Annotated in this window: 25 protein-coding genes; 1 reads left to right on the top strand and 24 read right to left on the bottom strand. The window is 58.4% G+C overall.

Annotated features, from left to right (window positions below; translation table 11 throughout):
• Positions 1-58: 58 nt before the first annotated feature.
• Both umuC and GIV26_RS13325 read right to left on the bottom strand, forming a co-directional pair.
• Positions 59-1,336, bottom strand: a complete 1,278-nt coding sequence (gene umuC, locus GIV26_RS13320; protein WP_236280990.1) for a translesion error-prone DNA polymerase V subunit UmuC — start codon at positions 1,334-1,336, stop codon at positions 59-61.
• Entirely contained in the window at positions 1,329-1,754 is a 426-nt protein-coding gene (locus GIV26_RS13325; protein ID WP_169918365.1) for a LexA family protein, read from the bottom strand. Before GIV26_RS13325 ends, umuC begins: the two co-directional genes overlap by 8 nt.
• A 101-nt stretch (positions 1,755-1,855) precedes the next feature.
• Between GIV26_RS13325 and GIV26_RS13330 the strand changes: the two genes are divergently transcribed.
• Positions 1,856-2,557, top strand: a complete 702-nt coding sequence (locus GIV26_RS13330) for an SOS response-associated peptidase family protein (protein WP_236280993.1) — start codon at positions 1,856-1,858, stop codon at positions 2,555-2,557.
• Between the two features lie 5 nt (positions 2,558-2,562).
• Here GIV26_RS13330 and GIV26_RS13335 read toward each other — a convergent pair whose 3' ends face one another.
• The 22 genes from GIV26_RS13335 to GIV26_RS13440 form a co-directional block, all read right to left on the bottom strand.
• On the bottom strand, positions 2,563-3,357 hold the full coding sequence (locus GIV26_RS13335) for a DNA adenine methylase (RefSeq protein WP_236280995.1): 795 nt from the start codon (positions 3,355-3,357) through the stop codon (positions 2,563-2,565).
• Positions 3,358-3,505: 148 nt separating this feature from the next.
• A complete protein-coding gene (locus tag GIV26_RS13340) occupies positions 3,506-4,048 on the bottom strand; it encodes a lysis system i-spanin subunit Rz (RefSeq protein WP_236280996.1) in 543 nt (180 codons plus the stop codon).
• Positions 4,030-4,593, bottom strand: a complete 564-nt coding sequence (locus GIV26_RS13345) for a glycoside hydrolase family 19 protein (RefSeq protein ID WP_073523126.1) — start codon at positions 4,591-4,593, stop codon at positions 4,030-4,032. The genes GIV26_RS13340 and GIV26_RS13345 overlap by 19 nt, the downstream gene beginning before the upstream one ends.
• A gap of 48 nt (positions 4,594-4,641) precedes the next feature.
• Positions 4,642-5,682, bottom strand: coding sequence for a phage late control D family protein (locus GIV26_RS13350; RefSeq protein ID WP_236280999.1), 1,041 nt, complete (start codon positions 5,680-5,682; stop codon positions 4,642-4,644).
• 58 nt (positions 5,683-5,740) lie between these two features.
• The gene (locus GIV26_RS13355) at positions 5,741-6,001 is read right to left on the bottom strand and encodes a hypothetical protein (RefSeq protein WP_043046692.1); all 261 of its coding nucleotides are present in this window, start codon (positions 5,999-6,001) and stop codon (positions 5,741-5,743) included.
• A gap of 130 nt (positions 6,002-6,131) precedes the next feature.
• A complete protein-coding gene (locus GIV26_RS13360) occupies positions 6,132-6,338 on the bottom strand; it encodes a tail protein X (RefSeq protein ID WP_236281002.1) in 207 nt (68 codons plus the stop codon).
• Positions 6,313-7,158, bottom strand: a complete 846-nt coding sequence (locus GIV26_RS13365; protein WP_236281005.1) for a phage tail protein — start codon at positions 7,156-7,158, stop codon at positions 6,313-6,315. Before GIV26_RS13365 ends, GIV26_RS13360 begins: the two co-directional genes overlap by 26 nt.
• A gap of 9 nt (positions 7,159-7,167) precedes the next feature.
• Positions 7,168-10,233, bottom strand: a complete 3,066-nt coding sequence (locus GIV26_RS13370; RefSeq protein WP_236281008.1) for a phage tail tape measure protein — start codon at positions 10,231-10,233, stop codon at positions 7,168-7,170.
• A 150-nt stretch (positions 10,234-10,383) separates the two neighbouring features.
• Positions 10,384-10,692 carry a phage tail assembly protein gene (locus tag GIV26_RS13375; RefSeq protein WP_236281011.1) on the bottom strand — a complete coding sequence of 103 codons (309 nt, stop codon included), beginning with the start codon at positions 10,690-10,692 and terminating at the stop codon, positions 10,384-10,386.
• Between the two features lie 12 nt (positions 10,693-10,704).
• Entirely contained in the window at positions 10,705-11,208 is a 504-nt protein-coding gene (locus tag GIV26_RS13380) for a phage major tail tube protein (RefSeq protein WP_236281014.1), read from the bottom strand.
• A 12-nt stretch (positions 11,209-11,220) separates the two neighbouring features.
• The gene (locus GIV26_RS13385; protein ID WP_236281017.1) at positions 11,221-12,393 is read right to left on the bottom strand and encodes a phage tail sheath subtilisin-like domain-containing protein; all 1,173 of its coding nucleotides are present in this window, start codon (positions 12,391-12,393) and stop codon (positions 11,221-11,223) included.
• A 91-nt stretch (positions 12,394-12,484) separates the two neighbouring features.
• A complete protein-coding gene (locus GIV26_RS13390; RefSeq protein ID WP_236281020.1) occupies positions 12,485-12,862 on the bottom strand; it encodes a phage tail assembly chaperone in 378 nt (125 codons plus the stop codon).
• Between the two features lie 8 nt (positions 12,863-12,870).
• Positions 12,871-14,760 carry a phage tail protein gene (locus tag GIV26_RS13395; RefSeq protein WP_236281022.1) on the bottom strand — a complete coding sequence of 630 codons (1,890 nt, stop codon included), beginning with the start codon at positions 14,758-14,760 and terminating at the stop codon, positions 12,871-12,873.
• Positions 14,757-15,446: a phage tail protein I gene (locus GIV26_RS13400; protein ID WP_236281025.1), complete on the bottom strand. Its 690-nt coding sequence runs from the start codon at positions 15,444-15,446 to the stop codon at positions 14,757-14,759. The genes GIV26_RS13395 and GIV26_RS13400 overlap by 4 nt, the downstream gene beginning before the upstream one ends.
• Entirely contained in the window at positions 15,443-16,330 is an 888-nt protein-coding gene (locus GIV26_RS13405; RefSeq protein WP_236281029.1) for a baseplate assembly protein, read from the bottom strand. The genes GIV26_RS13400 and GIV26_RS13405 overlap by 4 nt, the downstream gene beginning before the upstream one ends.
• Entirely contained in the window at positions 16,327-16,653 is a 327-nt protein-coding gene (locus GIV26_RS13410) for a GPW/gp25 family protein (RefSeq protein ID WP_043046683.1), read from the bottom strand. Before GIV26_RS13410 ends, GIV26_RS13405 begins: the two co-directional genes overlap by 4 nt.
• A 5-nt stretch (positions 16,654-16,658) precedes the next feature.
• Complete coding sequence (locus tag GIV26_RS13415) at positions 16,659-16,904, bottom strand: hypothetical protein (protein WP_236281032.1); 246 nt, start codon at positions 16,902-16,904, stop codon at positions 16,659-16,661.
• Between the two features lie 58 nt (positions 16,905-16,962).
• A complete protein-coding gene (locus tag GIV26_RS13420; RefSeq protein ID WP_236281034.1) occupies positions 16,963-17,526 on the bottom strand; it encodes a phage baseplate assembly protein V in 564 nt (187 codons plus the stop codon).
• On the bottom strand, positions 17,523-18,053 hold the full coding sequence (locus tag GIV26_RS13425; RefSeq protein ID WP_236281037.1) for a hypothetical protein: 531 nt from the start codon (positions 18,051-18,053) through the stop codon (positions 17,523-17,525). The genes GIV26_RS13420 and GIV26_RS13425 overlap by 4 nt, the downstream gene beginning before the upstream one ends.
• Positions 18,046-18,702: a phage tail protein gene (locus GIV26_RS13430; protein ID WP_236281040.1), complete on the bottom strand. Its 657-nt coding sequence runs from the start codon at positions 18,700-18,702 to the stop codon at positions 18,046-18,048. Before GIV26_RS13430 ends, GIV26_RS13425 begins: the two co-directional genes overlap by 8 nt.
• Complete coding sequence (locus GIV26_RS13435; protein WP_236281043.1) at positions 18,699-19,019, bottom strand: head-tail joining protein; 321 nt, start codon at positions 19,017-19,019, stop codon at positions 18,699-18,701. Before GIV26_RS13435 ends, GIV26_RS13430 begins: the two co-directional genes overlap by 4 nt.
• A gap of 2 nt (positions 19,020-19,021) precedes the next feature.
• Positions 19,022-20,017, bottom strand: coding sequence for a major capsid protein (locus GIV26_RS13440; RefSeq protein ID WP_236281045.1), 996 nt, complete (start codon positions 20,015-20,017; stop codon positions 19,022-19,024).
• Positions 20,018-20,061: the final 44 nt, after the last annotated feature.

The raw sequence follows: 20,061 nt of genomic DNA on the forward strand, positions 1-20,061 counted from the left end.
CAATACAGAAAGGGTGACCTTGGGCCGACTGGCCGCATTTGGCCGAAAGCAGCAGCCATTACCTACAGGCTACAGACCAAAGCTGATCCAGCTTGGTTGTGTAGCTTTGACTCAGCAATTCACGCCGCATGGCCCAGTCAGGATCTGTCGGCACGCTTGCAGAGCGGAGCGTGCCCCTTCCCCAGCGAACATTGATCTCATCCAGAACTGTCATTAACCGTGTTGTTTCGGTCGGCTGGGACTGGGCGAACAGATCATCGGTGTACTCACCGGGCTGACATAGATTGAGCAACATCACCTCTGCCTTGCTGTACTTGAAGCCTGACCGGAATATTCGCTCAAGCGCGCCTATCGCCGCCTGGGTTAGCAGACGAACGTCATCAGTGGGGTACGGCATATCTACCAGCACACCGTTGGCAAATTTCGCCTCCTCAGGATTGAACATCCCGGTGCGTATACTCACGCGCACCTTCTTGCACAGCGAGTTCTGGGCGCGAAGCTTCTCAGAAGCTCGCATCATGTAGGTGGCCACCGCTTCTTTGATAGGCTGCAGCTCCGTCAGCCGCTGGCCAAACATCCGACTGCAGCAGATCTCTTGCTTTGGCGGATCCGGCTCGTCCAGCTCCAAGCAAGGCGTACCGCCCAGCTCCCTTGCCGTCTTCTCGATCACAACGCTGAACTTCTTACGGAGCGTCCATGGGTCCGCCTTAGCCAAGTCCATTGCAGACCTTATGCCCATCGTATCGAGATGAAGTTTCATCTTTCGGCCAACGCCCCACACCTCCGCCACGTCCGTATTACGCAGCACCCAGTCCCGCTTAACCGGGTCGGTGATATTGACCACACCACCGGTCTGCGATTGCAGGCGCTTCGCGGTGTGGTTTGCCAACTTTGCCAGGGTCTTTGTATGAGCCATACCAACACCAACAGGTATACCGGTGCAGCGAAGTACCTGAGCCCGGATTTGCCGGCCTAACGCATCCAAACCACCGACACCGGTCAGATCGGCGAATGCCTCGTCAATGCTGTACACCTCAACTGCCGGCACCATCGCCTCAATCAGACTCATGACGCGCTCGCTCATGTCCCCATACAGCGCATAGTTAGAGGAGAACGGGACAATGCCGTGTTGCTTGAGCTTGTGCTTGATCTGAAAATAAGGCTCGCCCATCTTGATGAACGGCTTCGCGTCGTAGCTGCGCGCGATGACACAGCCGTCGTTATTGCTCAGCACCACAATGGGCACTTTCGCCAAGTCCGGCCGGAATACCCGCTCGCAACTGGCATAGAAGCTGTTGCAGTCGACCAGCGCAAAGGTCGGTTGCTGCTTAGACATGGCTGCGCACTGTGCTGGTGATCACACCCCAGATTGACAACTCATCCCCTTCGAGAACGTACCGCGCCGGATATTTGGGGTTCTCCGACAGCAGGACCACCTCCCGGCCGCGCTTACATAGACGCTTGCAGACGGGCTCATTGTTCAGCAGCGCCACCACCACATGCCCATGAGCAGGCTCAATGGCACGATCCACCACCGCGAGATCACCTTCGAAGATACCAATCCCCTGCATGCTTTCCCCGGTGATTGCTACCAGGTACACATGAGGTGCGCGGATATTCAGAACCTCATCCAATGAGATGTGCTGTTCAATATGATCCGCTGCCGGCGATGGAAAACCGGCTGGGACCTGGAACGAACACATAGGCAGCTTCGCGCCTGCCTCAGCGATAGGACCTAGAATGGTGAAGCTCATAATGCGACCTTTTACAGATACTGTACGAATGTACAGTTAACTTTGTAGGGCGCTTGCGGTCAATTTTTCTGTAGGGGATTTCGACAGGCGGAGAGGTGCGTATGTGCGGACGATTCGTGCAGTACGAAGGGATGGCCATCTTCATTGACGAACTGAGCCCCCAGATAGAGCTGTTCAGCGGTTACGACGCTCAGTCTATTGACCGCTACAACGTCGCCCCGTCGACACGGGTGCAGATACTGCACGCAGCAGAGAATGGGCTGCATATCGATGCAGTCAAATGGGGATGGGCGCCGTTCTGGGCCAAGGGCAAGCGCCCCGATCCGATCAACGCCCGTGTAGAGACGGTCACCACGGGAAAGTTTTTCAAGCAACTTTGGCCGAATGGTCGGGCCCTGGTGCCGAGTGAAGGGTGGTATGAGTGGGTCAAAGACCCTGACGAACCGAAGAGAAAGCAGCCCTACTTCATTCGCCTGAAGAGTCAGAAACCCATGTTCTTTGGCGCGCTTGCCCAAGTTCATCCTGGCCTGAATCCCCACGACGGCGACGGGTTCGTGATCATCACCGCCGCCAGTGACCAGGGCATGGTGGACATCCACGACCGCAAGCCGTTGGTGCTGACACCTGAGCATGCCAGGGAATGGATCGATCCCAGCCTTACTCCAGCCCGCGCCGAGGAAATAGCAAAGGAATGTTGCCAGCCAGTGGATGACTTTGAGTGGTATGCCGTTGGCAAAGCAGTGGGGAATGTGAAAAACCATGGATCTGATCTACTGCTGCCGGTGCCATCCAAGGATTTTTGAGGCTATCAGAACAGCCCTCCCAATGCGGCGGGCTCCCAGTTCATGATCACCAGTTCACCTCTAACCTCACTCTTTCCTTGCCGTTGGTTCGATGTGGTGTATCGAATGTCCACCATCTCAAAGTGAAACCCCTCAAACACCCGCCGGATATCAGGGTGATCGTTGATGCTGACCATCACCTTGCCTTTGCAACGCCGCATAAAGTCGGCCATGCGCTCGTAATTCTCAAATGGGAAATCCACGCCATAGCCGGCCGTCTGCCAGTAAGGTGGATCCATGTAGTGGAACGTATGGGCACGGTCGTAGCGCTCGGCACATTCAAGCCAGCCCAGGTTTTCAACAAAAGTGCCGGACAAACGCTGCCACGCTGCAGACAGGTTTTCCTCGATCCGCAGCAGGTTAATGGCCGGGCCGGTCGTTGCAGTGCCGAACGTCTGTCCAGTCACTTTGCCGGCAAAGGCATGGTGCTGCAGGTAGAAGAACCGGGCGGCGCGCTGGATGTCGGTGAGGGTTTCCGGGCGGGTCATCTTCTGCCACTCGAACACTTGCCGGGAACTCAGCGCCCATTTGAACTGGCGGACGAATTCTTCAAGGTGGTTCTGCACGACGCGGTACAGCGTCACCAGGTCGCCGTTGATGTCGTTGAGGACCTCAACCGGTGCTGCCTGGGGACGCATGAAGTAGAGCGCGGCGCCGCCGGCAAACACTTCAACGTAGCATTCGTGTGGCGGGAAGAGCGGGATAAGACGGTCGGCCAGGCGGCGTTTGCCGCCCATCCAAGGGATGATGGGTGTAGACATAAAAAGCAAGACCTTTGCTGTATGGATAAACAGTGCTAGGCTCGCTCCGCTTTGTGCACGAAGCAGGAGCCTTGGCTGGACTTGCAGGGACGATCTGCGGGGAAGGTGGCCGGGTGGGATGTTGACGCATCCTGCCCGACCGCTCCTTTTACTTCGGTGTAGAAACCTCTTTTGCGTAAGCCTGACAGGCTCGCAGGGCGATCAATCCTTGGTCGCCGACATCGGTGATGCCGATAATTCGTTGAGCATGCGCTGGGTCAAGTTGGGCTCTTGTGGTGCCATCAACCACGCGGCCGGTGCCGGTGGTGGTTGGCATTGCACAGCTGCCGGTGGTTTCGGTAGCGGCGAGTACGACTGACAACCGCAGATCAGCAGTAGCCAGGCGATCACGCAGGCGAGCCTGCTTGGTTTGCTCATCGGTCAGTTCCTTGTGGTGGGTTTCATCTTTGTTCTGCAGGCGTAGCTCCAGGGCCAGGCGTTTTTCCCGCTCGATGCGCTGCAGGTCAGCAGACGCTTTGGATATCTCGTTGAGGGTGTCCGCCTGCAGCCGGGCCTGGCGCTCCAACACACGGCCATAACGCCAGTCCTGCGCAGTCCAGGCCAACGCCGCGGATCCGGCGGCGACCATCAGCAATAAGCCGCCGACGACAGCGATACGAAACTGCGCGGGAATCAGGTCGAAGAGACGCATAACACCGCCCTCGCCCTACCCCACAGCTGCAGCCGATCCTCCAGGCCGTTGAGGCCGCCATTGATCCGGCGGGTGATGGTGTTGAACTGGTCCTGATCCGCGAGCGCATTCAGCCCATTCATCGACCAGAACCACGCCGCCGACTCTGCAGCCCATTGCGGCTGCTCGAGCAGCTCCGGTGTGCGCAACAATCGTTCATCGCCGAACAGCGCCAGACTGCAGCGCAGGTAGTTATCGTGACCGGTGACCTGAATCAGGCCGCGACCACGGTAGCGCTGACCATCACCGTCGGCGTCGGGAGTGTTACCGAGCTTGGCCGCCAGGGCGCCGGTGTCGTATTTGCTGAGGTACTGATCGCTGCCCAGTTCGCGTACGTATTGCAACTGACCGGATTCGTGGCCGACCTGGGCGAGGAATGCGGCCTGGCGCTTGGGTGTATTGATCTTCCTGTTGATCATCGCTGCATTTAGAGCAGATACAAAAACGCCCGCTTGGCGGCGGGCGTTGGGCATGATGCGTTGAAGTTGTTGCTCGGTGATGGGCATGGCGCCTCCTGAGTTCGTCGTTGCGGGTCTGTCGATTGCGTTAGGCGGTTACGGCACCGTCAGCACCGTGAGCGGCTTTTTCTGTTTCTTACCTTTGGCCTTGGCTTTGCCTTTTTTGCCGGCGTTGCACTCTACCGTGGTGGACCAGCCGGCCTGGGTGAACACCTGCTCCACCGAGTCCACCAGAAAATCCCCATCCAATCCGTCCTTGAAGCCCTGCGCGTTGATATGGCGCTCGGCAAACAAGTCGGTGCGCCCCACCATCTCCAGCCGAACTGCTGCAGAGGAACGGTTGAACGCATTCAGCCGTGCCTTGGCAGCCTGTTCCGCTGCAGACTTGTTGGGATGGATATGTCGGTCGGTATGTACCGGCGGCATGCCTTCCGGGGCGTCATCATTGCCCAGCTCCAGGGTTACCAGCTCGCCGCTCTTTTTGTCCTGGTAGCGTGTCTTGACCGCCTTTTGCGTGGTGCGATCAGCGAAACGAAACTGCCAGCGGCTGACATCGCTTTTCCTGATGGTGACCACGCCGAGGGTTTTGCCGCTCGCGCTCTGGCCCGCTTGACGCTGCATCACCAACAGCTTGCCGTCGGCGACCTTGGCGGTGCAGTCGTATTGCTTGGATAAGCGAGTGATAAAGTTGAAGTCGGATTCGCCGATCTGGTCGACCCGAGGCACCATAGTGGTGATGGAACAGACTGGTTGCCAGCCGTTGCGAGCGGCCACGTCTGTCACGATCTGCGCAAGGGTGACGTTTTCCCAGCTACCGGTGCGGGTGGTTTTACCAGATCCGCGCATGTCGCTGGCTTTACCGCGAATCACGATGGTGTCCGGCGGGCCGGATGCTTCGACCTCATCCACGATATAGCGGCCCAGGCGCGTCAGGCTGTTGCCGGCGTAGCCCAGGTAGATCTCAATGCCGGCACCGCGCTTGGGCAGTGACACAGCACCATCGCGGTCATCGATACGCAGCTCGAAGTCATCCGACTCCATGCCGGGTTTGTCGACGGTGCGCAGGGACAGCAGGCGGTCGTTGATCAGGGTCGTGATATCGGTCCCGTCCGCGACAATTCTAAAAGTTGGTTTCATTTCGATACCCCAGAAACGACAAAGCCCCGCAATGCGGGGCTTCGTCATGAATGGGTGCTCAGTTGATGTCGAGCACCACCAGGCTGTCCTCTCGAACAGCAATACAGCTTTGACACACAGGGCAGGCGAAGACGTCGGTCTTCGGCTCGATGACCATCGACTTGGTACACGCCGGGCAACTGCCGACTACCTGGGTTTCACGGAAACCGAAGGTTTTCCACAGCGTGGCGAGGATCACGCCTACGGCCAAAAACCAACCGACGATGGGAATGAAGGCTAGGAGGATCGCCCCCACAATGCCGAAGAAAATCCAATTCATCCGATAGCCCAATTCAGCCCAGATGCCCCGTTTTACCGTCCTTAACACTGTTGATCTTTCCATGAGGCGTCCCGCGCTCGATCCAAAAGGGGCGAGTCTATCGGCGACAGCCCTATGGGGCAATCGGCCATCAGTCCCACAGCTGCACGGTTTCGTCCGTGACCGGAGGAAGGTCTGGGAAGACAATCAGCAACCCGGCTTTGAGCGGTTGCAGCTGGTCGGCCAGTCCTTGGTTGTGGGCCAACACCGCCTCCACGGTGCCGTTGAGGTGTCCGTAAAGCTGGTTACATAGGGTATCCAGCACGTCGCCGTCAGACGTTCTGCAGGTCATCGCCATATCGTACAAACTCCAGGGTAAATACTTGCTTGCGCGGGATCCCGCCCTGCAGCAGCGCGCTCTGTTCTTCGTCGAGGTTCTTCAGGCACCAGGTGCCCAGCACTTCCCCGTAGCCGGTGGTGAGGGTCAGTGGCAGCAACTGGGCCCCGATGCTGCGCAGGGTATCCAGTTGCTTGAGCCCTCCTTTGAAGCCCGGATAGATCGAGCCTTTTAGGGTCATTTTTTCCTCGCCCATTCCGATGGCCTGTTGCGCCGGTCGACGGCTGAGGCGTTCTTGCGCAGCCCAGCGAAACTCCGTCTGCCGGCGTAACTCGTCGAAGGCCGCCGTATCCAAGTTGAAGTAGTAGGGCTGAGTGTTTGGCTTGAGCGGCTGGATAATCAACAGGTGAGGAAACGGCTTCACGGCTTCAGCGAGAGGAGTCTGAGACAGCCCCAGGGCTTCGGTCGGTAGAACGTTTGCCAACGATGGGCTGACCTTCCCTGCCACCTTATTGATAGCGGCGCCGGCTTTGGCGGCTTGTTCTTTGAGGACACCCAGACGCTCGTCTATTTGAGAGGCTGCCCGCGAAGCTCGGCTGTATGTCTCAACCACTGCGCCGACCTTGGCCTGTGCTGCACCAATCCCCCGCATGACACGTTGAAGTTTTTCACCTGCACCTGGCGGTAGGAACGGCACATTTTCAAGCTCAGCAGCTGCGCCAGTGATCTCGCTGATCGCGCCGTTTACCGGTCCCATAATCCCATCAATGCTCCGTCGGCCCGCCTCGCCCGCGCTGACCAGGTATTTGAAGCCGGACTGCATCTGCTCCAGATATTCCATGATCCCTCCTTATGTATGGGCGTCATCGTAGAGATTACGTCGGGCTTCCTGCTGTGCGGCGTCATTCAGTGCGCGCTGCATCAGGGGTAGAAGCTGCTGAACAAATTGCTGTGGATCCTTGGCATCACCCTCGACCGTGACCGGCATGTTCAGCGAATAGCTGAACTTTTGGTCCACTCGAGCAGGTTCTGGCTTAGGTGCCGCAGGTGCCTGAATAACTAGATTGGCGGGTTTTGGAACAACAGGCGCCGCCAGTGAGCGAGTGACGTCGCCCAACGCTTGCCCCATTGGCATCATCGGTGCTGTTGGTTTCGGCGTTGCTGTTGCAACCAGCGTCTGCTGTCGCAACGGAGGCGCGGCGACGCTATTTACCGGCACCGGTACCGCCTGAATCAGCGGTTTTATGACCGGTGACAAGGGAGCGACAGCCGTTCCGATATCCTGCACTGCAGGTGCTGGCTGAGTCGACACAACAACAGGTTGCCGAGCAGCGAAATTATTCGCCATCGTTGCCAGGCTGGGTACCGCTGGCCCAGGTCGCGGCGCCATCAACATCGGTGTAATTGGTGCGGCGGTCGCTTTGGGTTTGTCACTGCCGAACATCGACAACCCAGCCCAGCCCCCCAGTTGCTGACCTCCGATGCTCCCAAGGTATGCCCCCACCATGCCGCCGATGGCTGTGCCAATGATGGGTACCACTGAACCAATGGCAGCGCCCGCAGCCGCACCCGCCATGGTGCCGGCAAGTGTTCCGGCGGCCTCACCATAGCCCTCCGCTTTTTCGTCCTGCGTTTCAGCAGTCAGGTAGGTGTTGAGCACCATGCTGCCGGCCTCGACCAAGGAGGCGCCCGGAACTACTTTGGCCGCTTTACCAACCTTACCGACACCCCCGGCGACCGAGGTCAGCATCTTCGTTCCAGGCCCTGGCAAAACAGGAGGACGAGGCGCTGGAACCGGTGGCCGTAAAGCCGGCGCAGGCACGGGAGGTGTCGCTGGTCGAATAGCCAGAGTACGTGGCTGAACCGGCGGACGCTGTGCAAGCGCAGGTGCGCGTGGCGCACCAACCGGACGCGGTGACCGTGGCGGTGCCGTTGGACGGCGCCGCGAAGCCCTAGGAACAGACGGTTTTCGGTTTCGACGCCGTGCCGACCGTGATTTACCCATGCCGCCCATGGACGCCATATTCACGACAAACACACGCTGGATGCCGCTCACCGGCTCTGTGGCATCCCCTCCGCCACCCACCGCGTCTTGAATCATCGAGACGATATCGATACCCGTGGCAACAGGATCCAAACCACCCGCCTTCGGATCCGCCCCAGCACCACCCTTACCTCGCAAGGCGACAGCAGCTTTTAGTCCTTTCTCCACCACCGACAGCGTCGTACCACCTTTGCCCTTGGCTGCACCGACGCCTGCATTCGAATTGGTGACAAACACCTTTTGCACACCAATTGCTTTTCCGCCCAAACCGCCACGCGCCAAATTAATCAGGCCCTTGCCGATCTTGAATGTCTGAAACGCTGCCACTGCTGCGCCAATCGCACCAATAGCTACCGTCGTACCGCTGACGATTTTCGGAAACTCATTCGCAAGGCCCGCCATGCTATTGCCAACTTTGGTCAAGCCATCGGCGGCCAGGTCGGTGAGCGGTCGTAACGCATCACCGAGGCTGGTCATCGTCGCTTCCATGCTCGATGTCGCCGCGCTCCACTTGGCGTTGGATGTCTCGCGAGCTTTCGCCGCGTCGGACTCGATCTTGGCCTTACCATCGGTTTTCTTGATGGTGGTCATGTTGTCTTTGATCGTGTTGCCGTACTTGATCTGGGCGAGCAAGCCATCACTGGCGCTCTGGTCACTGACGATATTCGCCAAACCCGCCGCCTGGATCAGCGCGACCATCGCCTGCTCTTCTTCGGCGCTACCATCCTTGGACGCCTTGATCTTGGCCTTGAGCCCCGCGACCTTCTTGGCCGTGGCCGGATCCTGTTTCTGGATCAACTGTTCACTGAGCATGATGAAGGCTTCAACCGGGTTGGACGCCTTGCCGCTTTTGGTAGCGGCCAGAATCGAACTCGTCAGGTCATAGCCTTGTTTCGCGAATCGCTCCTGGCTGGTGCTGCTGATCACCGCGTTGAGCAAGTTGTTCATGTTGGTCGCAGCAGCAGCCGCGTCCTGGGTCTGCGAGAACTGCGACTGCAGGCTCGCGCCGAGGAAACGCACGGCCTCCGGGCCTTCCATACCCAGGCGTTTAATCGTGCCGAGCAGTGCCGGCATGTACTTGGCCATGTCCTTGGGGCCGAACGCACCAATGTCACCCGCAGCGGCCACCTGACCCAGCATGGCGCCCATATCTTCCTTCTTGACCCCAGCCTCCTTGAAGGCACTGAACAAGGTGGCAATGGTTCCGGCCTCCATGCCCTGGCCGTCGACCAGGTCAGCAATCAGCGGCGCATAGTCCACCGACTCCTCCCAGTCGATGCCCTTCTCGATCAAGCCACCGACCGCCCGAGCGAGAGCCTGCTGCCCCATCCCCTTCTTCGCGGCCACCTCACTGATCTTATCGGCCATTTTCTGTTCGGCGTCTGTGCCGGCAGTGTGTGCCCACAGCGCCATCTGCCGAATTTGCGTCTGGTAGTTGGCCGATACCTTGGTGGGAATGGCGATCAAAGCAGTAGCAGCCGCCGCCTTACCCAACGTGCCGGTAAGGCCCTCTTTGCCATCTTTGACCTGAGAGTACCCGGTGGCTTTCAGGTCGGCCTTGCGAGCGACCTGCTCCATGCTCTGATAAGCCTTGGCGAGGTTACGCACCTCAACACCCTGCTTTTTCAGGGTACTGAGGTTGGATTCCAGTTTGCGCAGCAACGTACTGGCACCAGCGGCGCCGCTGTCATTGGCCTTCTTCCATTCCTCCCGCAGTCGGATGGTGTCGCCAATCGTGCGCTGCAGCACCCGAGCCTTGGTGCCTTGAGCTTCCAGCTGCTTGATCCGCCCCTGCACATCCTTGAAGGCTGTGCCCACCGTGGAGCTGACGGCGCCGCCAATCACCAGGCCGAGCGCGAGTTTGTTTGCCATGTCGTGGCTCCCTGTAGCGAGTGATTACGGTAGGTGGCTCAATCCGAGAGCCACCAGACCATCTCGGCAAACGGCATGGCCTGAATCTCGGCGGCGGAAAATCCGGTTTCCGCCGCCAAGCGTTTGGCCGCCAGTTTCAACAGCGCGGGGTTAAATCCCGTCGTCCTGCACCAGGCGAAAATAACCGGCCTGCAGGCGGTGGTAGTCCACCAGCTTCAGGCCCTCCAGGTCCTGCTGACCGGCTTCGCAAAGGCCGGCGAACAGCATCAGCTCGCGCTGTTCTTCATCGTCGCCCGACGCGCGATCAGCAGCGCGCACTTCGCGCACCGTGGGTGAGCGAATCGTCAGGGTATCAACGGTCACGCCGTTGACCTCAGAGGGCCGAGACAAGGTGATGGTGGCGTTTTCGGCGGTGAGCTTCAGCCAGGTAGGGAGTTTTTTCAGTTCAGAGGTAGCCATTCGATAAATTCCTTAGAGGCCCAAGTCGCTGCGCATGGATGCCAGTTGATCTACACCGTCGATCACCCGGATCGAGGCGACCATGTCAATTTCGTAAATGAGGCGGCCAGCGATCTCCAGCTTGTAGTAGCTGACGGCAATCGAGTACTTGAACTCGGCTTTGTCGCCTGGCTTCCAGTCGCCTGGGTCCAGCTCTTTGAGCATGCCGCGCAAGGTCGCCACCACTGCTGTGGTCTGCCCTTTTTGCCCTTTGAACGAACCGCGATAAACCCCGTTGAAGGCGGTTTGATCGGACAGCCCAAAAAACTTCATGGCCTCGCGGCGCACGCCGTTGGTGGTGAAACTGGCCTCCATCTTTTCCAGGCCCATGTCCATCTCGATAGGGCCAGCCATGCCGCCACCGCGATATTCGTCCGTTTTAACCACCAGCTTCGGCAAACTCAGGCTGGGCACATCGCCCTTGAAGTTGATGCCGTCGACGAACAGGTTGGTGTTGAAAAGCACTTGAGGAATCATTGTGCAGCCTCCTTAGGCGGCGGTTTCCAGGACTTCGGTGAGCCACTGATTGGTGACCTCGACCCGGAAAATCGGGTTCTCGGCAGGCGGTACGTCGGTGAAACGGATGTTCCAGTAAACCTTGCCCTGCTCCAACTGGCTGACGGTGTTCAGTTCGGTGTCGGCGAACACCTCGAAGTTGATCACCGCGCCCTGGTTTTTCAGGTCCTGCATGAATGCCTGCAGGCCGTCGGTGACATCCTTGATGTAGGTCTTGGTGATGCCACGGTCGACCGCCCACTTGTGCCCCGCCAGGATTGCGTCCATGACGATGTCGACCGTGCGCACACGGGTAACAAACGCCCACTTGGGATCCGCTGACAGCGTACGGTTACCCCACAAGCGATACCCGCCGTCGCGGATGATGGTGGTGATGTTGGCGTTGTTGAGCAGGTTGGCCCGGCAGGTTTCGTCGCCATCCAGAAACTCGACCGGCCGCGAGGTGCCGGTGATGCCGACGAACTCCTTGTTCGATGGCGACGACCAGAAGCCATACTCGGCATCCGTCCACGCAAACAAACCAGCGGCGAAGGCCGAGGCAGGCGCGTTGACGGTTTTGCTCTGCAGCGTGTCCCACAGCTGCACGCCCGGATCGACTAGGAAGCAACGCTTGCTGCCGAACTCCTGGGCGTAGACCATTGCGGCTTCGTCCGTGGTGTTCGGCCCGTCGAGAATCGCCAAGGCCCGAAGCTTGCCGGCCAATGCATCCAGCGCAGTTGCAACCGCCTGGGTCGCGGTATGACCTGGAGCAATGAGCAGCCGCGGTTGGGCGTTGAACCGGCTTTTGCCGTCCAGCAGTGCCTGCATGCCAGTACGCTGCCCCGATGCCAGAACGCCGCCAATGATTGAGGAGGTCTGCTGAGCAGGGTCTTCAACTTTGGCAACGCCGCAGCCAATGACCACGGCTTTCGCACGGACGAAAATCGCCTTGCATGCACGCGTGATTGCCGAGTCTTCGCCCCAAGCGGCAACCGCTTCACGCTCACTGGTGATCAGCGTCAGTTCGTTGGGTTTGGCGGATGCCGCTGGCACCACAGTAAAGGTGTCGCATAGCCCAATAATGGACGACGACGGCAGCGCAATGGTCCGTGCCCCGGTATCTACCAAGGTGACGGTAACGCCGTGAAAACGACCGGAAGAGGCCATAGGAAGTGATCTCCAGAAAGAATAAAGCCCCGCACAGGCGAGGCTCTAAGGATTAACAACGGATACAAAAACGCCCCGACAATGCGGGGCGCTATTGGGTTTGCAAAACGATCCAGGCTGGTTTTTTAGGACGATACTTTAGAGTCGGAAATTTCGAAGATTGCGGCCAATCGCGCAGGGCCTGCACGTAGTCCAACAACTCGCCCGATTGCTCAGGTGTCAGTGTTGTCGGTCGATTCGAATCCACTTCATCACGGTGACGCTCACGCAACCATTTGACGCTTTCAATTTCGGCATCGCGCCATTCCCTTTCAGCTATAGCAGGATCAACACTGAAGGCCGGTTCGGGTACGCCTCCCACAGCTTTCCATTTTTCGTATTCAATCCAAAACCGATGCTCACGCGGCACCGTCGCACCGTCAGAAAGTTGAATGACCGTATCGGGATTTTCAGTAAGCCGATAACTCATGATGACTCCTATAGCTCAGCATCTGCGGTTGCATGGATGTAATAAGTTTGAGCGGCAATACCTACGTCACTGTTATCTATAGAAGCCTGGCGAGTACCCACGATCAGCGCCCGAGCATTTTCAGTTGAAATCAAATCGCTACCGGAGCGCCATTGACCGTCCGCCCCGCCACCCATGGGTCTGTATAAACGAATGCTCGGGGTTGTTCTCTTTTCCACCCTGAACGCCCAGTGACCTACAGGCTGACTGCTAGAACCGCCCTGGCCGACGTAGACAATGGAAATCAAGGCCCCGGAAATATCGACGCCATTTTTTGGCGCGATATTCTGCGAGAACGTTTTTTCGAAGTATCGCTGGCAGAGAATCAGTTCTTCAGCGATTGGACGCCGATCAAACTCAGTAGCGATATAACCGCTCTCCAGCTGCACACAGGCTAAATCTAAACTGTAAGCGCCCTTTCCCTGGCTACCATAAACCAACTCCAGGTAGTCCCCATCAAAGGCCCTTTTTTTACCCTTGATAGAGGGAACCTCTAATGTGACTACATACTTTTTAAACTCGGTCGTCACGTCAATTTCTACGCCAACCCCGACGCCGCCATCTGAACCACCGGCACCAAAGGATTGACGCAAGACCACGCCACACTTGTGGCTAATCGACGAGCGCATATAGAACGAAACCGTCACGCTTTTGCCTGCGCAAGTTTCTACGCCTTCTATCTTCTGGCTGATGTTCACACCATCACTGCTGCCCGTTCGCGTAACCCTTAAGCCATAACGCCCCTCGTTAAATCCTGCTCCTGGCTCAAAAGCCAGACGCTCCCATGTAGCGGTCGAATTGGTAGGCATATAAACGCTCCAGCGGTCAGGACCGTACAATGCCTGGGCTGGCCCTGAAGCATTGCCAACTTGGCCAGACGTACCGCGCTGCCAGATATCAAAGTTGCCATTGATTAACCGATTTTTTCGGTAAACCTGCGCGGGAAAGTCCTGCTTGTCGCTTTCAATCTGAGCTCGTAACGCCTCAGTGTTGACTACCCGCCGGGAGCGGTCATCTATAGGAGTCGTAGGCGCGTTTTGCCCACCAAGCCATTGGAAGGCCAGGGGCGACGTGCCAAGCACCAGCGGGCCGTCACTGACCAGTTGCCAGATAGAGTCGGCATTTGTCGTGCCGCGCTCCACCGTCACCATCAGCCCCGACGTCACCTTATCGCTACTATCCGCGTCGCTTGCGCGCACCCAACTGTCTGCGCCAACCACATAAATACCGTTGTCTTTTGGCTGCGCCTGATTTTTCACCAGAACACGCGCCCCAGCAGGCACCGCAAAGCCATCGATTTGCTGAACGCCCGCCAGAACTACAGGTGCCGAAGTTGCGACCAACACCGATTGCTTAAAATCCAGCTTATTGATTGCATTCGCCAGGGAATCATCAACATATTTTCGAGTCGCCGTTACTACAGACGGGTCTATCAACAACACAACGTTGCTGGAACTCTTAACCACAAAGTTCATTCGTAATACTTGCGTCTTACCAGACCCCTGGGATAGCAACGACTTATAGCTTGGCGCGCAATTGGCGACGGCAACCAAATCGCCGTCCGAATCGAAAAGCCCTAGCTCGCGAATCCAGAATCCACCTTCATCCGCCGGAATAATCTGCTCCGCGATAAGGATTCCAGGGTTGGCTGGATCAGGCCCCAGGCTATTCAACGGAGCGCGGCGGCGCTCATTAATCAGGGTTTTTTGTAAGCGATCAGGAATCGGGTTGGTGTCGTTTGCGTCGCCAACGGCCATATGGGTCAGCTTCCACGTTATCAACCCTGCATCGGCCTTAACTTGCTTAGCCTCACCAACAGCTGTGAGCAGGGCGAAAAACTGCGAGTTAACATCAATCATTGGTATACGTCCAAATGGTCTATGGAATGTTCGCGCCCATCAACACCGACATAACAGTCAACCGAGATAAAGGCAGGCGCCGGTGGATAAACATCAATTTCATCTATGGAGTATTCACGACCGCCGCCACCGATAACGCCCGACACCTCAATGTCACGGAACACCGGCGGGTAAACATCAATCACGTCACCTTCGCAGGCACTTACGAAAACATTTATAGGCCCCGTGCTTTCCAAGCTGATCGCTAGCCCCGTCATGTGCCGGCTAACCGGCTTGGCGTCATCAATCAGCCAGGTCAGCTCCTGGTACATCTCCTCGGTGATACCGGTTTCCAATACGCCTACCTTCAAGGCGAAGGTGCCGGGAACACCCATGGGAGTCGTCTCCCACCATTCCTGCACTTCAATCAGATAGCCGAGCGGCTCAACCACCCGGCGCAACGCGCCGATGGTGCCCTTGTGTGCATGTACGTAGAACGCCGAACGGATGGCCGAGCGCTTGACTGCTTCCGACCAGTTGTTGTCCCAGCGGTCCACCGACCAAGCCCAGGCCAATTGGTGCAGCAAGTGCGCCGGGCAGGTGTCAGGGTTGTACAAAGTGCGCAACGGCACATCGGTGACTTCGTCGGTCGCCGCTTCAATGGCCCGTTCCAATTGCGTGCTGTTTATAGGCAGTAAGCTTTTCACGACGGCCCCCCCTGCTTCACGGTAAAGCCGATGCAGTAAGCCGCCTGGTATTTGGTCGGCTTGATATCCTGCCAGTTGGGAAGGTCCACACGACCGACACCGCTGATATGTAGCTGCGCGTCGATGGCTGAACGTGGCACCTCAACGCCAAGCCGCCGTCGAGGGTTGACCCAACCCGCCAGACGCTGCTCAGCCGCTGCCAGGATCGCCTCGTTTTCCGAGCCGGTACCGGCCATGTGCAGCACCGCGTCAATGCGGTATTCAATGACCTCGGCGCTTTGCACGGTGAGACGATCACCTAAAGGCCGGATGTCGTCATCACTGAGGTATTTCATCACCGCATCCAGCAGCGGCTGCGGGGCGACCCCATTGCCCTGCAGGTGCAGTACGGTGACCACCACCTCAGCAGGGGACGGGCTTTCAGCCGTTGCATCCGCCACCAGCGCCGATGCATTGCGGGCATGCATGATGTAGCTGTTTCGCGGGCCGGCCGTGGTTAGTCCTTCGTACACCAGCTGCACTCGCTCGCGCAGAGCGTCGTTGGACTCCATCACCCGAGGCGTCGGCGGAACGGTGTTGAGATTTTCTTCCTGAATCACCAGGCGCTTCAGGCGGACGTTATTAGCTAACTCATCAAGGTCGCCATCAATGGCATAAGCCAGCATCAGCGCCTTGGCCCCGTCATTTACCCGAGCCCGGTTCTGGATACGCCGGTAAACGCCCAATTCCAACAGCTTGACCACTGGATCGCTCTCCAGTTCGGCAGTCCAGTTTTCGCCCATGTACAAACGAAATGCGGCCAGCTGCTCGGCGTAGGTTTGCTCAAAGTCGAGATCCTCCAGCACAGGCGGCGCCGGCAGCGCTGATAAATCCACAGTGCTCATGCGGCGACCCTCAGTAGCGCGTTTTCGCCCTTGAACAGGCCCTTGAGTTCAAACTCTATTCGGCCATCTAAAACAGCCACCACGCGCACCTGGCTGATACTGAGCCGGGGCTCCCATCGTCCCAGCGCCCGTGCCACTTCAGCCTGGACTGCGCTTTTCCAACCTTCGGTAACTGGTAGATCGACGAAGCGGCGTAACTGGCTACCGTAGTCGGGCCGTTGCCGGCGGCTGCCCAACGGGGTGGTCAGGATGTCCTCAATGCACTGACGCAGATGCTCGATGCCGGAGATGGGCTGCCCAGTGCGGCGATCCATTCCGATCATCTGGGTTACTCCGGCGCGGGTTCGAGGTCAGGATGGTTTTGAAGAAATTCGTATTGATCAGAGGTATCAGCGGTCACCACCCCTCTGGTCACCACCAGGCTTTCGCCGTGCGGTGTGATCAGCGTTCGCGAGGTGAACACGGTGTCGCGAAAACGACGAGGCAGGCCAATAGCTTTCGGTGACGACTCTACCTTCGGTGTTGGCAATGACTGGGGAGCGGCCGGCTGCTCTTCCGACTTGGGCTTGTTCATGTGGGCAAACTCCAGAAATGAAAACGCCCGCACGCGGCGGGCAGAAATAAGCGGTTAATCAGTGTTTGTGATTTGCAGTATTGCCACCCGCATCAATGATTTTGCCGGCACCGTTGATATCGCCCGTCACCGTTAGCGGCCCGGTGATCGTCACATTGCCGGTGAGACCGATGTCCCCGGAAACCACCGTGACAGCGCTGTCGGTGACAGTGGCTACGGTGCCGCCGACCTTGATGGTGACGGTCCCGGTAGGCAGCGTGATGCTGTAGCTACTGGCCTGCCAGTCATAGACCAGCGACCCACCATCATCAAACCGCCACACCTCAACATGATCCCGGTTGTCCGGCGGCGAACCAGCATCGCCATACAGGCCAGGAATGAAGGTGCCCATTGCCGGGTTGCCGCTAGGGCTGAATAGCTTGCCCTGCTCGCCCAGGCTGGGGACTCGCCAGTGCCGAGCCTTACCAGCAGCGACGCTGTGCCAGCGCACCCAGGCGCTGGTCCACTCCCCTGCCCTGACCCTGACAACCGGCGGCGAGGCCGTCGTATCAACGGCAGCCACCACGCAATCCATCAGCATGGCGGCGATCATGCGGTCGCTTTCCCCACTGGCGTAGCTCATGCCAGCAACTCCGGTGCGACGTACTGGTCTCGACTGCCTGGGCCAATATCCGGGCTGACACCTACCAACAGCGTGCCCGGCGGCTCATTCGGCCAAGGCCACTCTTCGGTACCGAGATAAATCGTCTGATTCCACTCCACCAGCCAGACCGTGTAACCATCCAGCTCAGGACGGGTCCAGTCCTGCACCGCTTGAATAAACTCGGCGCATTCGATCTCCAGGCCCCAGTTCTGTGCCCGCAGCAACACAATCAGCTGGGTCACCAGCTGCACCACCTGGCGATGATGATCAACCTGAATGGGGTCAACGATGATCCGCGCTTCGAACTTGCAGACCATGGTGGTTTCGCCGGTTCCGATATCAGCCCCCGGCTCAATCTCGGCCATCTCCAGGAACACCGCTGGCAACGGGATGTGATCCTCAATGTTCGGCCAGGCAGCAACGGTTTGAACACCTGGCAGATGCGCCTGCAGGTGCTGCTCGATAGCTTGATAAAGCTGGTCGAGGCTCAACGTTTCGTCAGACACGCGGCGTCCCCTTCAAATACTTCTGCAGTTCAAAGTTGAGTTCCTGCGTGAGGATCTCCAGCAGGCGTTCGTCCGCACGCTTCACCCAGGCATCAAAGTGCGGCCGCACTTGCTCCAACGACACCTTGGCCTTCGCCAGGGGGAAGCGGTTGTCGCTTTCTTCGACGAAGCCAGAGCGTCTGCCACCCTGCGCGGCATCCGGGTAATCGGTGGTGTTGAAGTGTTTGCTCGACGTGCGGATCCAGATATCAGCATTGCTGCCGTAGACCTTCTTGTAGAAAGCCCCCTGGTAACGCCGGCCGGCGACTGAAACACCCGCGCCGGTTTGCCGCGCACGCCCGACGCGGCTGGCCTCGATGGCATTGATACCGAACCACAACTTGCCGCGCATATCGCCGCCGGTAACCGGGTACGCCCGAAGTCGCTGCCGGACGGCGCCGATAGCGATGCGTTCTTGCTTGCCGACAACCCGTGCAATGTGGGTGCGCAACCAACGGATGGTTTTGTTGATTGCACGCCGCTGAGCCGCCGCTGCCGCCTTGGGCACCATGTCGCCGAACTCTTTCAGCGCCTGAACATGCACCGCCGACGGCTGGATAGTGAGCATCCCGCCGTCGCGCTTCTGCTGGGTATAGCTACCGATGCTCATGGCCGCCTCCTCAAAATCAACGCCACCAGACCGTTGCCGTTAGGTTCAAGCTGCAACAGGTCATAGTCGCCACCGCCATCCAACGCCGGCAGATCAACGCTGACCCGCAGACCTTTGACCAAGCCATCCGAATCCTTGACGCGAATCTCGAAGCGCGGCTCCCGCAGGCCAGTGTTGAGCTTGCCGAACTGAGGCTGTTTCCAGGGTGCCGAGAACATACCCAGCACCGGCTCCGAGCGCCCCTCGATCACGGCGCTGTCGCCCAGGGTTTCGAACACCACGTCGTCGATGTCGTCGATCAGATCGCGGAAGGCCACGATCACATCTCCAGCAGGATCTGCGCCCGAGGTCGCGTGCACAGGTGCAGCGGGTTGGACTGAGCTTCGCCGGCCACACCCTTGTTGAACGGCAGCGGCTCGATCTTGCTGTAGTACGGGATGCCCTGGGTGTTGACCGTTTCCATGTAGTCGGCCGGTGCGAAGGACGAGATGTACAGGTCAGGGACGCCCTCGGGGATCAGCAGCGCCTTGTCGTCGTGGACAAACGCAACGCCAGCAACCTTGCCGCGATAACGCTCCCAGACGATCCCGCCGAACTCGAAGGCTTCACGGGCATCGCCACGCAGAGACGCGGCTTGCATGGTGTTGAGGTAAGTTTCTTTGACCGACTTGTGGACGATCAGCTTGTTCCAGAAGTTCTTGCCGCACATGGCGCGGGAGCCGCTGCTGGTGACGCTGCCGAGCGCTTCTTCCTGCATATCCAGGGCTTCACCGCATTTGACCCGCAGCTCGGTGTCTGGACTGTTCAAGTCCATTGGCAGCTTCTGACGATTCACGCCGAAGGATTTATAAATATCCAACAGGACTGTCTTGCCATCGGCGTCCAGCACCTGCCCGTTCAACGCGCCCATGCGCTGAAATTCGTGGGTGGCATCCAGCTGTCGTCGGGCTTTTGCCAGGCGCTTGTTGACCACATCCTGAACGGCCTGCAATTCGCTGCGGGTACCGAAGGCGCGGATGCCCTGGATCTCGTCAGCCTTGATGGTGAACCGCTCAGGGAGATGCACGGTGTTGAAAGGGATCAACGTGCGCTTGGTCCCGCCGACCACCAGGCCCGAGTTGCCGCGCTCGCCCGATGGCACCAGGGCCAGGGTGTCGCCGTCTTTCTCGATCTGCACGGTCAACGTGCTGATGCCCTCTTCGCGGAAAAGGCCAAGGCTGCTGATACGGCCCGGCAGGTATTCCTGTTCATTGATTGCAGCGGTCAGCGAGGAAACGGTGAATGCATCGTCTTCAAAAATGGCGATATCGGCCATGGGGTACTCTCCAGAAACAAAAAATCCCGCACTCGGCGGGATGG

The organism is Pseudomonas sp. PA-1-3F (genome assembly GCF_021609665.1).
GTDB lineage: Bacteria > Pseudomonadota > Gammaproteobacteria > Pseudomonadales > Pseudomonadaceae > Aquipseudomonas > Aquipseudomonas paracarnis.